Here is a 12352-nt window from a genome sequence, read left to right as displayed (position 1 = left end):
AGAAACCGTTCACTACTGTACGCAGACCCCAAAACACCCCATGATGATCGGGCAGGAGGACCGGACGTGGCGAAAGAGAAAACCACCGGCTGGCGCGGCTCGCGCGATATGTGGCTGGCGGCGGCGAAGGCGGCGCTGGTCGATACCGGCGTGGGTTCGGTGAAGATCCAGCCGCTGGCGACGCAGCTGAAGATTTCCCGCACCAGTTTCTATTGGCACTTCAAGGACCGCGAGGCGCTGCTGGACGCCCTGCTGGACGATTGGGAGACGCAGAATACCGGCGCCTTCCGGACCGCCTGTGCCGCCTATTCCGAAACGATCACCGAGGCCGTGCTGTCCCTGATCGGCATGTTCCTGGACGGCGCGCCCTTCGATCCGCGGCTGGATTTCGCGATCCGCGGCTGGGCCCACCGGTCGGACGCGGTCACAAGGCGGGTCATCGCAGCGGACGAGGCGCGGCTGGACGCAATCCGCGCCATGTTCCGCCGTTTCGACTATCCGCAGGACAGCGCCGATGTCCGGGCGCGGACCGTCTACCTGACGCAGATGGGCTATATCTCGCTCCAGGTGTCAGAGGATCTGGCCACCCGGCTGGCCCGCATCGAAAGCTATGTCGAAATCTTCTCGGGCCACCGTCCCGCCGCGCTGGAAATGGCCCGCTTCGTCGCCCAACGGCAGCTGTGCCAGGCCACGCGGGCATACAGGGACCCGCCCGGATGAACGCGGGCCATTGCCGGGGGCAGGTCGGTCTACCATAGTCCGGGCCTACAGGCGCGTTTGTCGCCCCCCCCGGCCGGGCGTCCCGCGCGACATTAACCCCGAGTGAACCTGGCGGTGCAGGCCGCTCCGATCGCCGGCCAGCACATCATCTTCTCGCCCGGTGCCGGTATCCGGGCACGGGTCACCACGCTGTTCATGGGATCCATGTTCCTGGACGGCGCCACAGGCTCGGCCATCGCCGGAACGGCCCATCACATCGGCGGCTGGTCCTTCATGTGTCTGGCGGGCCCGGGCTTCGCCCCGCTCGGCACCGCGACGCATTTGTGGTGGAATCGGCCGGATCGGCGGCATCGTCTTCCGGGGGCAGGTTGCAGCATCCTTCCCCGACAGCCTGCCTGCCCGACGCGCCCCGCAGCCCATCCGCCGCATCCGGGTCGCATACCAGGGCAAGCCGCGCACCGGGTCGGCGAATCATTTCTTTTGTATCGCCTGCCGATACAGTATAATCACTGGACAATCATTTACGGGCGCTGACAGGGCCGCCTAAATTGAAGGCACACATATTCCGATCTCATCTCCTCGGGACACTGATTGATGAAAAAAGAAGCAAACCTGAATCACGCTCTGACCCGCTTTCAGGGCCGGGGCGACACCGCATGACCGGCTATCTCAGTCCCGCCATGCTGCATCGCAATCCTGAGTTGCGTGAGGGCGAGGGCGAGGAGGCACACGATCCGCTGTTCGTCCGTTCCGTGGCCCGCGCGATGGGGGTGCTGTCGGCCTTCCACACCACGGACCGCCCCCTTAGCCTGTCGGAAATCGCCCGCGCGGCCGAGCTGGACCGCAGCACCACCCAGCGGATCGTCCACACGTTGCGAAAGCTGGGATATATACAGCGAGATCAATACGATCAGGGATATGTGCCGGGTATCCGGATCTACGATCACATCTTCGATTCCATGCGCCTGAACCGGCTGATCCAGCGCGCGGTGCCCTATCTTCTGGACCTGCGCAGCGCGGTGAACGAACGGGTCGACCTGTCCCTGATCGACGATCTGCGGCTAGTCTATACCGCCAGATTTCAACCTAAAAGCGAAGTCATTCATGCCATGATGGTCGGGCTCAGCGTGCCGATCTACTGCACCTCCGCCGGCTGGGCAGTGCTGGCGCGCCTGCCCGAAGACCGGGCCCGCGACATCATCCGCCGGTCGGAGAGGGTCAGCTATACGCCCAGGACCCTAACCGACGAAGACGCGATCATGGAGCGTGTCGCCCAGGCCCGGGAACAGGGCTATATCGCTGCAGCGGAACAACTTTTACCCGGGGAACTTGGCATCGGCGCGGCCGTGACGGACAGTGCCGGCCACCCGATCGGCGCGGTCACCATCACCTCGCTTATGTCGGACTGGACTCTCGAGGAATTCGATCACGCGATTTCGCCGACACTGATGCAGACCGTCCGGGCACTGAGCACCGGTTAGATCCCGTCCGGCGTATCATTTGCACAATTTTTGATCTTCATGAAAAAGGCTTGTCCGAAAGTCGTGTTTCACCTTCAAGGTAGCCCACCGGGTGACGATGCTTCGGCCAAGCCCCCGCCAAGCGGGGCCCGCGACACCCCCCAACGTGATACGACAACAGAGAGGACCGATATGACCGCCTTTTGGAGCAATCTGCGACGAGGCGCCGTTGCGGCCAGCGCCCTGACGCTCTCCGCGATGTTGCCCGCCAACGCCGAGACGACCATCACCGCGGTGATGCATTCCGGCCTGCGCGTGCTCGACCCTGTGATCACCACGGCGCACATCACGCGCGACAACGCCTTCATGGTGTTCGACACGCTGGTGGCCCTGAATTCCGACTTCGAGGTCACGCCCCAGATGGCGGATTTCGAGGTGTCGGCCGACGGGCTGACCTATACTTTCACCCTGCGTGACGGGCTGAAATGGCACGATGGCGGCGACGTGACGCCGGCCGACTGCATCGCGTCGATCAAGCGCTGGATGCAGCGCGACGGCGGCGGCCAGATGATCAACGACCGCATGGCCAGCCTGGAAGCGACCGGCGACAAGACCTTCGTGCTGACCCTGACCGAACCCTTCCCCTATACGCTGGAAGCCATGGCCAAGGTGTCGAGCCTTGCGCTCTTCATGATGCCCGAACGCATCGCCAGCGCCCCGGCGAACGAGGCGATCACCGAATTCGTCGGGTCGGGCCCTTTCAAGTTCGTGGCCGACGAATTCCAGCCCGGCGTGAAGGTCGTTTACGAAAAATTCGACGATTACGTGCCCGCCCCCGGCCCGCGCAGCTGGTTTTCCGGCGCCAAGGACGTGCTGGTCGACCGGGTCGAATGGGTCACCATGCCCGACGCGCAGACCACGATGAACGCGCTGATGAACGGCGAGATCGACTTCATGGAAAGCGTTCCGGTCGACCTTCTGCCGCTGCTGGAAGGCATGCCCGGGATCAAGACCGAGGTTCTGTCGACGCTGGGCGCGGTCACCATCGGCCGGATGAACTTCAAGCATCCGCCGTTTGACGATCCGAAGGTGCGTCAGGCCGCCAAGCTGGCGATCAGCCAGGAAAATGTGCTGACGGCGCTGATCGGCAACTCGGAATATTTCCAGGTCTGCGGCGCGATCTTCGGCTGCGGCACGCCGTACGAGTTTACGGACGGTTCGGAGTCGCTGACCTCGGGCGGCGATATCGAGGCGGCCAAGGCGATGCTGGCGGAATCGAGCTATGACGGCACACCCATCGTGCTGATGCAGCCGACCGACGTGGTCACCCTGACCGCCCAGCCCATCGTGGCGGCCCAGGCCCTGCGCGAGGCCGGCTTCAACGTCGACATGCAGCCGATGGACTGGCAGACGCTGGTCACCCGCCGCGCCAGCCAGATCCCGCCCGCCGAAGGCGGCTGGAACCTGTTCTTCACCAACTGGATCGTGCCGGAAGTCTCGAACCCGCTGGGCAACGTGATGCTGAACGGCCGCGGCGACCAGGCATGGTTCGGCTGGCCCGAAGATCCGGAAATCGAGGACCTGCTGAAGGCTTTCGCCGAAGCGCCGGACCTGGCCGCCCAGCAGGCGATCACCCAGCAGATCCAGGCCCACGTGATGGAGAACGTGAACTACATCCACCTGGGCCAGTACTTCTCGCCCTCGGCATGGAGCACGAAGCTCTCGGGCGTGGAACCGGCACCGTTCCCGGTCTTCTGGGGCATCAGCAAGGAATGACCTCCGTCGGGGGCGCCTGACGCCCCCGACCGTCGATATCGCCCCGGCCGGCCCGCCCGGTTGGCCGGGGCCGCGCCAGCGCCACGACCAAGGACCTCAAATGCCCACCTACTTCATCCGTCGCGTGCTTGCTGCCATACCGGTCATGCTCGTCGTCGCCGTGTTCGTGTTCCTGCTGTTACGACTGACGCCCGGCGATCCCGCCGCGATCCTGGCCGGCGACATGGCCACGCCGGATCAGCTGGAAAAGATCCGCACCTCGCTGGGCCTGAACGAACCCGTCTACGTGCAGTTCACCCGCTGGATCGGCGGCCTGCTGCAGGGCGATTTCGGCACCTCGCTGATTTCCAACACCCCCGTCATCGACCTGGTGGCCGACCGGATGTGGCCCACGATCTGGATCGCGCTGATCACCATCACGCTGTCGGTCATCGTGGCCGTGCCGATGGGCGTGCTGGCCGCCTGGAAGCATCGCTCTTGGGTCGACCACGCCGTCATGACCTTTTCCGTCCTTGGCTTTTCCGTCCCGGTCTTCGTCATCGGCTATCTGCTGATAAAGCTGTTCGCGCTGGATCTGGGCTGGCTGCCGGTGCAGGGCTACATCGCGCCCAGCCAGGATTTTGCCGCCTTCGCCGCGCGCGCCGTGCTGCCGGCGCTGACGCTGGCGTCCATCTACATCGCGCTGATCGCCCGCATGACCCGTGCCAGCCTGCTGGACGTCCTGGGCGAGGATTATGTCCGCACGGCCCGCGCCAAGGGCCTGACCGAACGCCGGGTCCTGTTCCGCCATGCGCTGCGGAACGCCGCAGTCCCGGTCATGACCGTGATCGGCACGGGCTTTGCGCTTCTGATCTCTGGTGTGGTGGTCACAGAATCCGTTTTCAACATCCCCGGCCTCGGCCGTCTGACCGTCGACAGCATCTTTGCGCGCGACTACCCGGTGATCCAGGCGCTGATCCTGCTGACCTCGGGCGTCTATGTCGGCGTCAACCTGATCATCGACCTTTCCTACTCCCTGCTTGATCCGAGGATCCGTTACTGATGGCCGAAACGACCCAACGCGCCGCCTTTCCGATCAGGACGAGCTTCATCACCGAAAAGGTCGGCATCGCGCCGATGATCGCTGCCGTCGTCCTGCTGCTGATCGTGCTGGCCGCGATCTTTGCCCCCCTGATCGCGCCGCATGATCCGATTTACCAGAACCCGATCATGCGGCTGAAACCGCCATCCGCCGAGTATCCGCTGGGCACCGACAATTATGGCCGCGACCTTCTCAGCCGGGTCATCTGGGGCGCCCGCGTCTCGCTTCTAATCGGGATCGGCGTCACCGTGATGGCCGTGGTCGTGGGCCTCCTGATCGGCCTCGTCTCGGGCTATATCCGCCTGGCCGACGCGATCATCATGCGCGTCATGGACGGCCTGATGGCCATGCCTTCGGTCCTTCTCGCCATCGCCATCGTCTCGCTGATCGGCGCCAGTATCTGGACTGTCATGGCCGCGATCACCATTCCCGAAATCCCGCGGGTGGTGCGCCTTGTCCGGTCCATCGTGCTGTCGGCGCGGGAAGAGCCTTACGTCGAAGCCGCGATTTCGCTTGGAACCTCGATGCCCAGGATCTTGTGGCGGCACCTGATGCCCAACACCTTCGCGCCGCTGACGGTGCAGGCGACCTATGTCTGCGCCTCCGCCATCCTGACCGAGGCGATCCTGTCCTTCCTGGGCGCAGGCGTCAGCACCGAAACCCCCACCTGGGGCAACATCATGGCCGAGGCGCGGGTCTATTTCCGCCTGAAGCCCGAACTGATCTTCTGGCCGGGCATGGCGTTGTCCTTGTGCATCCTGTCGATCAACCTGTTGGGCGATGCTGCCCGCGATATCCTCGACCCCCGCATGAACAAGAGGGAGGCCTGAGCCATGTCGCTTCTTGAAATCGACAACCTGACCGTCGCGGTCGACCGCAAGAACGGCAAGACCGTGGTGCGCGATATCTCGATCCACATCGAACCCGGCGAACTGGTCTGCCTGGTCGGGGAAAGCGGGTCGGGCAAGTCCGTCAGTTCGCTGGCCACCATGGGCCTTTTGCCCAAGGGCGCACTGAAGGTGACCGCGGGCAAGATCCTGCTGGACGGGGAAAACCTGCTGGACCTGTCGCCTTCGGAACTGCGCGACCGGCGCGCCACGCGCATGTCCATGATCTTTCAGGAGCCGATGACCGCGCTGAACCCGGTCCACAAGGTCGGCGACCAGATCACCGAGGTGCTGGAGGCGCATACCAAGCTGTCGAACGCCGACAAGCATGCCAAGGTCATGGACATGCTGAAACAGGTCGGCCTGCCGGATATCGAACGGGTCGCCGGCAGCTATCCCCACCAGTTGTCGGGCGGCCAGCGGCAGCGGATCATGATCGCCATGGCGCTGATCCTTGAACCGCGCCTGCTGATCGCGGACGAACCTACGACGGCGCTGGACGTGACCACGCAGAAGCAGATCCTGAAGCTGATCAAGGACCTGCAACGGGAACACGGCACCGCGGTCCTGTTCATCACCCACGACATGGGCGTCGTGGCCGAAATCGCCGACCGGGTCTATGTCATGAACCAGGGCGACCTGGTCGAGGACGGCCCGGTGATGGAGATTCTGGCCACACCCAAGGAAGACTATACCCGCAAGCTCCTGTCCTCGGTCCCGTCGCTGGTGCCCCGCCCTGCAAGGGCATCGGTCAGCAAGAAGACGGCGCTGGACGTGTCGGACCTGAACAAGTTCTACGGCGCGGGCAGGTTCCTGGCCAAGGGCAGCGCCACCCACGCGGTGCAGGACGTCAGCTTCAAGGTCACGGCCGGCAGGACACTGGGCATCGTCGGCGAAAGCGGATCCGGCAAAAGCACCGTCGCCCGCTGCATCATGCATTTGATCGAACCCACCTCGGGCGGTATCCGCGTCGGAGGTCAGCAGATCTCCGGCCTGTCGCGCCGCGGGCTGAAGCCCTATCGCAAGAAGCTGCAGATGGTGTTCCAGGATCCCTACCGGTCGCTGAATCCGCGGCTGACGATCGAGGAAAGCATCATCGAGGGCCCGGTGAACTATGGCACGCCCAAGGCCCAGGCAAAGGCCCGCGCCGCGGAACTGCTGGACCTGGTCGGAATGCCCGAAGGATCGGCCGACCGTTACCCCCACATGTTTTCCGGCGGGCAGCGGCAGCGGATCGCCATTGCGCGCGCGCTGGCGATGGAGCCGGAGCTGCTGGTCGCGGACGAGGCTGTCTCGGCGCTCGACGTTTCGGTCCAGGCGCAGGTGCTGAACCTTCTGGCGGAAATCCAGGAACGAACCCATGTCGCGATTCTGTTCATCACCCACGACCTGCGGGTCGCGGCCCAGATCTGTGACGAGGTGGCAGTGATGCAGCGCGGACAGGTCGTGGAATACGGCCCCACCGCCGACGTCCTGGGCGCCCCCGCCCACGATTACACAAGGTCGCTTCTGACCGCCGCGCCGGGTCGGGACTGGGACTTCCCCAATTTCCGCCCCGTGGCCGCCTGACATCCCGGAGAAAAGACCCATGCCCCGGATCGCAATCGGCGGCTTCCTGCACGAAACCAATACCTTCGCCCCGTCGAAGGCCACCTACGAAGACTTCCTGCACGGCGGCGGTTCCGGCCGCCTGCTGAAAGGCGAGGAAATCCTGACCCAGATGGCGGACGTCAATTCCGCCATCTCGGGCGCCATCCGCCATGGGACAGAGCACGGGTGGGAGCTGGTGCCGACGCTTTTCGCCGCCACCTCTCCATCCGCCCATGTCACCGCCGATGCCTTCGAACGTATCGGCGGCGACCTGGTCGAACGCATCGCCGCGGCACTGCCGCTGGACGGCGTCATTCTGGACCTGCACGGGGCCATGGTCACCGAACACCTGGACGATGGCGAGGGCGAGCTTCTGGCGCGCCTGCGCGACCTGATCGGGCCGGACGTGCCGGTCGTCGTCTGCCTTGACCTGCATGCGAATGTAACGGCCAAGATGTTCGACATGGCGGATGTCCTGGAAAGCTATCGCACCTACCCGCACGTCGACATGGCCGAAACCGGCCTGCGCGGCGCCCGTGCGCTGGAGGCGATGCTGGACGGCACGCGCCCCGAAAAGGCGATGCGCGTCGCGCCCTACCTGTCCGCCATCGCCTGGCAATGCACCTTCGCCGAACCTGCCCGCGGTCTCTATGCCCTGCTGGAGGATCTCGCCGGCGACACGCGGGAAATGAGCTTCAACATGGGCTTTCCCGCCGCCGATTTCCCGGAATGCCAGATGACCGTGCTTGCCTATGGGCCGGACGCGGACAGCGCCGCCGACCGGATGCTGGCGGCCGTGACCGATGCCGAACCCGCCTTTGCCGGGAAGGTCTGGACGCCAGAAGACGGCGTGGCCGAGGCGATGCGCCTTGCCGCCCTGCCCGAGACCAAGGGCCCCGTGGTCATCGCCGACACCCAGGACAACCCGGGCGCCGGTGCGGACAGCAACACCACCGGCATGATCCGCGCCATGGTCGCGGCCGGGGCGAAAGGCGCCATCGGCAACCTCTACGACCCGGCCACGGCCAAGGCCGCGCACGAGGCCGGTGAAGGCGCCACGCTGGACATCGCCATCGGCGGCCAATCCGGCATCCCGGGCGACAGTCCCTTCCGGGCCAGTTTCACGGTGGAGAAGTTGTCGGACGGCAATTTCACCGCCTCCGGCCCCTACTATCGCGGCAAACACATGGCCATGGGGCCGTCCGCCTGCCTTCGGCTGGGCGCCCTGCGGATCGTCGTCGTTTCCGCCAAGGCGCAGATGGCCGACCGGGACATGTTCCGCCAGGTCGGCATCGTGCCCGAGGACGAGCCTATCCTGATCGTCAAAAGCTCGGTCCATTTCCGGGCCGATTTCGAACCCATCGCGGGCGCGCTTCTGACCTGTGCCGCCCCCGGCCCGATGGCCGTCGACCCCGCCCTTCTGCCCTTCACGCGGCTGCGGCCCGGCCTGCGCATCGGCGCCACCGGTCCCGCCTTCGCCCCCGATACCAAGGAGACCCAAGATGCCGGTCATTGAAGACATCGCCGCCTTTGCCGACGACCTGACCGCGATCCGCCGCGATCTGCACGAACACCCCGAGCTGGGCTTTCAGGAGGTCCGCACCTCTGCCATCGTGGCGGAAAAGCTGAAGGAATGGGGGATCGAAGTCACAACCGGCATCGGCAAGACCGGCGTCGTGGGCGTGCTGAAAGGATCCCGCCCCGGCAAGACCATCGGCCTGCGCGCCGACATGGACGCGCTTCCGATCCACGAAACGACGAACTTGCCCTGGGCGTCGAAGACCCCGGGCGTGATGCATGCCTGCGGTCATGACGGTCACACGACGATGCTGCTGGGCGCCGCGCGCTATCTGGCCGCCAATCCCGACTTCGCCGGCACCGCCGTCTTCATCTTCCAGCCGGCCGAGGAAGGCCTGGGCGGCGCCCGCGCGATGATCGCCGACGGGCTTTTCGACAGGTTTCCCTGCGACGAGATCTACGGGATGCACAACAACCCGATGGACGAACCCGACCGGGTGAAGATCCGGAAAGGTCCGGCAATGGCCGGGTCCGACTTCTTCGACATCACCATCAACGGCCGCGGCAGCCACGGCGCAAGGCCGGAGGACAGCAAGGACCCCATCGTCATCGCCACGACGCTGGTCCAGCAGATCCAGTCCATCGTCGCCCGGAACATCCCGCCGGTGAAGCCCGCCGTCGTGTCCGTCACCAAGATCCAGGGCGGCGATGCCTATAACGTCGTGCCCGAAACCGTCAAACTGGGCGGCACGATCCGCTTCTTCGATACCGAAGTGGGAGAGCTGATTTCCGAACGGATCCGCGCGCTGTGTGCCGGAGCGGCGATGGCCTATGACGTGGACGTCCATGTCGACATCCGCAACACCTTCGACGTGCTGGTCAACGACGGTCCGCTGGCGGACGCGGTGCTGAAGGCCGCGGCCCCGGTCGTGGGCGACGACATGTACGGCTATAACGACGAGCTGGTCATGGGGTCCGAAGACTTTGCCGACATGCTGCGCGTCGTGCCCGGCGCCTATTGCACCGTGGGCCATTCCGGCGGCGTGCCGGTCCACAATCCGGCCTATACGCTGGACGACGCGATCCTGCCGGTCGGTGCCAGCATCTATGCCAACCTGATCACCGCCCGCGGAGAAGCTGCATGAGCACCTGGCGCGACCTGCCCTTCGACACGGACGACATCATCGCCGGCCTGAAACCCTGGATCGAGTGCGAAAGCCCGACCTTCGATGCTGCCGCGGTCGACCGGATGATGGACCTCGTGGCCCTGAAATGCGCCGAACTGGGCGCCGTGGTCGAACGCATTCCCGGCACGCTGGGCCTGGGCGGATCGGTCCGCGCGCGGTTCCCCCATCCGAAAATGGGCGAGCCGGGGATCATGATCAGCGGCCATTTCGACACCGTTCACCCGGTCGGCACACTGGCCAAGAACCCGTTCCGTCGCGAAGGCGGCAAGGTCTATGGCCCCGGCATCCAGGACATGAAGGGCGGGAACTACATCACGCTGGAAGCGATCCGTCGCATTCAGGAGGCGGGGATCGTGACCCCCCTGCCCATCGTGGCCCTGTTCACGCCCGACGAGGAAATCGGCACCCCCGCCACCCGCACCCTGATCGAGAACGAGGCGCTGCGCGCGAAATACGTCCTGTGCCCGGAACCGGCCCACAGGGACAACGGCGTGACCACGGGCCGCTATGCCATCGCGCGCTACAAGCTGCGCGCCTCCGGCACCCCATCGCACGCGGGTGCGGCGGCGCTGGCCGGCGTGTCGGCCGTGCGCGAACTGGCCCGGCGGATCATCGAGATCGAGGAAACCACGACCGAGGATCGCAGCTTTTCCTGCAACAACGTCCACACCGGCCAGTGGGTGAACTGCGTGCCCGACCTGGCCACCTGCGACTGCCTGTCGATGGCCAAGACGCAGGAGCTTCTGGACGAAGGGACCGACTGGCTTCTGGGCCTTGCCGGCGAACGGAACGGCGTGACCTTCGAGGTGGAAAGAAGCGTCGTCCGCCCGGTGTGGGAACCCGAACTGCCCGGCACAATGGATCTTTACGCCAAGGCAAAAGCCCTGTCGGAAGAACTGGGTTACGACATGCCCCATGCTTCGACCGGCGGCGGGTCGGACGCGAACTTCACCGGCGCACTGGGTATTCCCAGCCTCTGCTCGCTGGGGGTCAAGGGTGCGGGACTGCATACCCTGAACGAGCACATCGACGAGGACATGATCATCCCCCGTACCCGCATCATGGCGGGCCTGCTGACCACGCTGGACTAACGTCCGGCTTCGCCCGGCGTGTCCCCTCATGCCATGGCGCGGGGGGCCTGCTCCGGGCGGATGTCACAGGGCCGGCGAAGCCAGACGGCACTGTCGGCCAATTGCTGGCAAACGGGGTTTCGGGACGTCGGGAGCCGGGCCGAGCCGCGTTCGTCCCTGACGGCAATTGGCGCACCGGCTCCACATCTGACCCACATCGGGCATTGCCCATTGGCCGGTCCGGCGGCCAGCGCCGGACCCGCACATCCGGCGGGCGGGGATTGCAAATCGGCCCTTTCAGGCAGCAATGTGACGGACTGCGCGACAGTCATCGCAACGCCTGGCACGCAGCCCGCATCCTGTCTCGGGCTGCGGAAAATCTGCGCCATCGTCCGGCCGCAACAGGGCGTTGTCCGGCACCTCGCGCAGAACGGTGTCCAGGCCCGCGCCCGGACGGCAGCGCGTCAGCCCCGGGTTTCCGCGCTCAGCATTCCAGCCCGTCTAGGAAGATGTCCAGCAGGCGCAGAACGCGCGGGCGCCAGTCCGGGCCTGCGGGGCGCGCATAGCAAAGGGCGTACATGGTCTGCATCAGATCCTCGGAGGTCACGCCCTGGCGGATGCGGCCTTCGGCCATGCCCCGTTGCAGAAGGTGGTCGACCGCAACGGTAAGGCGTTTGCTCAACTCGGCATAGGACTGCTTCGATTCCTCGGTCATCACGACCGACAGCGCGCCCAGCATGCCCCGCTTGGTTTCCACCACTGCCACGTTGGCATGCAGCCAGTCGCGCACCGCGGCGACCGGATCGGGCGCCTCCTGCTGCCCCTCGACCATGCGGACCAGGTCTTCCAGCTCGCGGCTGAAGACCGCATTGAACAGGTCCTCGCGTGTCGGAAAGTGCCGGTAGAGCGTACCGATTCCCACCCCCGCCTGCCGGGCCACCGCTTCCAGGCTGGCCTCCGGCCCGCCCTGCCCCAGCACGTCCCGCGCCGCTGCCAGCAACAGCTCGCGGTTCTTCAACGCATCGGCACGGGGCTTTCGCTTACGAACTTCCACGCGCGCACG

Annotated in this window: 11 protein-coding genes; 10 read left to right on the top strand and 1 reads right to left on the bottom strand. The window is 65.5% G+C overall.

Going from position 1 to position 12352, the window contains the following annotated elements:
* Positions 1 to 66 precede the first annotated feature (66 nt).
* The 10 genes from FQK05_RS19905 to FQK05_RS19860 all read left to right on the top strand — a co-directional run bounded on the left by FQK05_RS19905 (position 67) and on the right by FQK05_RS19860 (position 11310).
* The gene (locus FQK05_RS19905) at positions 67 to 720 is read left to right on the top strand and encodes a TetR/AcrR family transcriptional regulator (RefSeq protein ID WP_233270594.1); all 654 of its coding nucleotides are present in this window, start codon (positions 67 to 69) and stop codon (positions 718 to 720) included.
* Between the two features lie 102 nt (positions 721 to 822).
* Positions 823 to 1254: a hypothetical protein gene (locus tag FQK05_RS19900; protein ID WP_158970154.1), complete on the top strand. Its 432-nt coding sequence runs from the start codon at positions 823 to 825 to the stop codon at positions 1252 to 1254.
* 122 nt (positions 1255 to 1376) lie between these two features.
* The gene (locus FQK05_RS19895) at positions 1377 to 2201 is read left to right on the top strand and encodes an IclR family transcriptional regulator (protein ID WP_233270593.1); all 825 of its coding nucleotides are present in this window, start codon (positions 1377 to 1379) and stop codon (positions 2199 to 2201) included.
* A gap of 171 nt (positions 2202 to 2372) precedes the next feature.
* On the top strand, positions 2373 to 3956 hold the full coding sequence (locus FQK05_RS19890; RefSeq protein WP_158970152.1) for an ABC transporter substrate-binding protein: 1584 nt from the start codon (positions 2373 to 2375) through the stop codon (positions 3954 to 3956).
* Between the two features lie 100 nt (positions 3957 to 4056).
* The gene (locus FQK05_RS19885) at positions 4057 to 4998 is read left to right on the top strand and encodes an ABC transporter permease (RefSeq protein WP_158970150.1); all 942 of its coding nucleotides are present in this window, start codon (positions 4057 to 4059) and stop codon (positions 4996 to 4998) included.
* Positions 4998 to 5867 carry an ABC transporter permease gene (locus FQK05_RS19880; protein ID WP_158970148.1) on the top strand — a complete coding sequence of 290 codons (870 nt, stop codon included), beginning with the start codon at positions 4998 to 5000 and terminating at the stop codon, positions 5865 to 5867. Before FQK05_RS19885 ends, FQK05_RS19880 begins: the two co-directional genes overlap by 1 nt.
* Before the next feature lie 3 nt (positions 5868 to 5870).
* Positions 5871 to 7493 carry an ABC transporter ATP-binding protein gene (locus FQK05_RS19875; protein WP_158970146.1) on the top strand — a complete coding sequence of 541 codons (1623 nt, stop codon included), beginning with the start codon at positions 5871 to 5873 and terminating at the stop codon, positions 7491 to 7493.
* Positions 7494 to 7512: 19 nt separating this feature from the next.
* Positions 7513 to 9030 (top strand): M81 family metallopeptidase, encoded by a 1518-nt coding sequence (locus FQK05_RS19870; RefSeq protein ID WP_158970144.1) that lies wholly within the window; start codon positions 7513 to 7515, stop codon positions 9028 to 9030.
* The gene (locus FQK05_RS19865) at positions 9017 to 10177 is read left to right on the top strand and encodes a M20 aminoacylase family protein (protein ID WP_158970142.1); all 1161 of its coding nucleotides are present in this window, start codon (positions 9017 to 9019) and stop codon (positions 10175 to 10177) included. Before FQK05_RS19870 ends, FQK05_RS19865 begins: the two co-directional genes overlap by 14 nt.
* Positions 10174 to 11310, top strand: a complete 1137-nt coding sequence (locus tag FQK05_RS19860; protein ID WP_158970140.1) for a M20/M25/M40 family metallo-hydrolase — start codon at positions 10174 to 10176, stop codon at positions 11308 to 11310. Before FQK05_RS19865 ends, FQK05_RS19860 begins: the two co-directional genes overlap by 4 nt.
* 463 nt (positions 11311 to 11773) lie before the next feature.
* On the opposite strand, the gene FQK05_RS19855 is transcribed toward FQK05_RS19860, so the two are convergent.
* Positions 11774 to 12343, bottom strand: coding sequence for a TetR/AcrR family transcriptional regulator (locus FQK05_RS19855; RefSeq protein ID WP_158970138.1), 570 nt, complete (start codon positions 12341 to 12343; stop codon positions 11774 to 11776).
* Positions 12344 to 12352: the final 9 nt, after the last annotated feature.

This window comes from Chachezhania sediminis (assembly GCF_009765275.1).
In the GTDB taxonomy this organism is placed as follows: domain Bacteria; phylum Pseudomonadota; class Alphaproteobacteria; order Rhodobacterales; family Rhodobacteraceae; genus Chachezhania; species Chachezhania sediminis.
This window is presented reverse-complemented; position numbering and strand designations above follow the sequence as displayed.

Coding starts and splice junctions, on each gene's coding strand:
- FQK05_RS19895 (WP_233270593.1), top strand. CDS start 1,377: ATGACCGGCTATCTCAGTCCCGCCATGCTGCATCGCAATCCTGAGTTG.
- FQK05_RS19890 (WP_158970152.1), top strand. CDS start 2,373: ATGACCGCCTTTTGGAGCAATCTGCGACGAGGCGCCGTTGCGGCCAGC.
- FQK05_RS19885 (WP_158970150.1), top strand. CDS start 4,057: ATGCCCACCTACTTCATCCGTCGCGTGCTTGCTGCCATACCGGTCATG.
- FQK05_RS19880 (WP_158970148.1), top strand. CDS start 4,998: ATGGCCGAAACGACCCAACGCGCCGCCTTTCCGATCAGGACGAGCTTC.
- FQK05_RS19875 (WP_158970146.1), top strand. CDS start 5,871: ATGTCGCTTCTTGAAATCGACAACCTGACCGTCGCGGTCGACCGCAAG.
- FQK05_RS19870 (WP_158970144.1), top strand. CDS start 7,513: ATGCCCCGGATCGCAATCGGCGGCTTCCTGCACGAAACCAATACCTTC.
- FQK05_RS19865 (WP_158970142.1), top strand. CDS start 9,017: ATGCCGGTCATTGAAGACATCGCCGCCTTTGCCGACGACCTGACCGCG.
- FQK05_RS19860 (WP_158970140.1), top strand. CDS start 10,174: ATGAGCACCTGGCGCGACCTGCCCTTCGACACGGACGACATCATCGCC.